The sequence below is a fragment of the Marinobacter sp. UBA2498 genome (genome assembly GCF_002341575.1).
Classification (GTDB): domain Bacteria; phylum Pseudomonadota; class Gammaproteobacteria; order Pseudomonadales; family Oleiphilaceae; genus Marinobacter; species Marinobacter manganoxydans.
Genome location: NZ_DDOI01000144.1, coordinates 20116 through 20989, shown reverse-complemented (window position 1 = coordinate 20989; position 874 = coordinate 20116). Strand labels below are relative to the sequence as shown.

1 protein-coding gene is annotated in these 874 nt (G+C 60.6%); it reads right to left on the bottom strand.

Annotated elements, in window-relative coordinates; genetic code table 11:
* Window positions 1-874, bottom strand: an 874-nt coding sequence (gene tssI / locus B2W52_RS19975; RefSeq protein ID WP_286803960.1) for a type VI secretion system tip protein TssI/VgrG, incomplete at both ends; no start/stop codon positions are given.

Here is an 874-nt window from a genome sequence, read left to right as displayed (position 1 = left end):
GTCTTGGTTTTCAGGGTGGTGCGGGTTTTGTGTTCCGGCAGCCCATAGGGTGGCGTGTTGGTGATGTGATGGGTTCGCCCGGTGATGATGGGCTGGTCCGGGTCGCCGTCCAGGAAGGAGACAATTACTTCGTGGCCGATTCGTGGCAAGGCCATGAAGCCATACTGGCCGCCGGCCCAGCCCTGACTGACTCGGAGCCAGGCGCTGCTGTGTTCGTTATTTTTCGAGTAGCGATCCCACGGGAACCGGACTTTTACCCGCCCATGTTCATCGCAGTGAATCTCCTCGCCTTCCTGGCCGGTGACAATCGCGATTTGTGGGCCGTCCATCAGGGGGCGGTGTGGCGTCTGCGGGCACCAGGTCAGGTCTGCAGGTATGGCATTGAACCGGTTGTGATAGGTGGTGGGTTCGCTGCCGCCCTCCTCTTCCAGGGCCTGGGGCTGGGTGCCGGTGTGAGTGACTGCGGTCAGCAGCCATTCCCGATTCAGGGCGTCGCTGTCGTGCTCCTTCAGCTCAACCTTGGCGCCGGCGCTGAAGTCCGGGCGATTGCTCTCACCGGATGCGGTACTGGCATCATTGCGGAGGGATTGCAGTCTGGCTTCGGTAAACGGCTGGCCACTGGCATCGGCCTTGAAGCGGCCGGGGTAATCGTAGTGCTGGTAATCTTCCCGGTGCTTCAGGTCGCCGGAAGCATGCTGATGCATCAAAGCATAGGCGGGATTCTTAAAGGTATAATCCTTCATGGCCACAGAGGCCACCCTTACCCGCTCTTCATATCGAAATCGGTACATGACCGGGCGCCTGCTGCCGCCGCCGGCTTTGGCGTTATATTCTGCCGGCTCCAGCTTCGGTGCATCGCCATGATGGTCGGCGA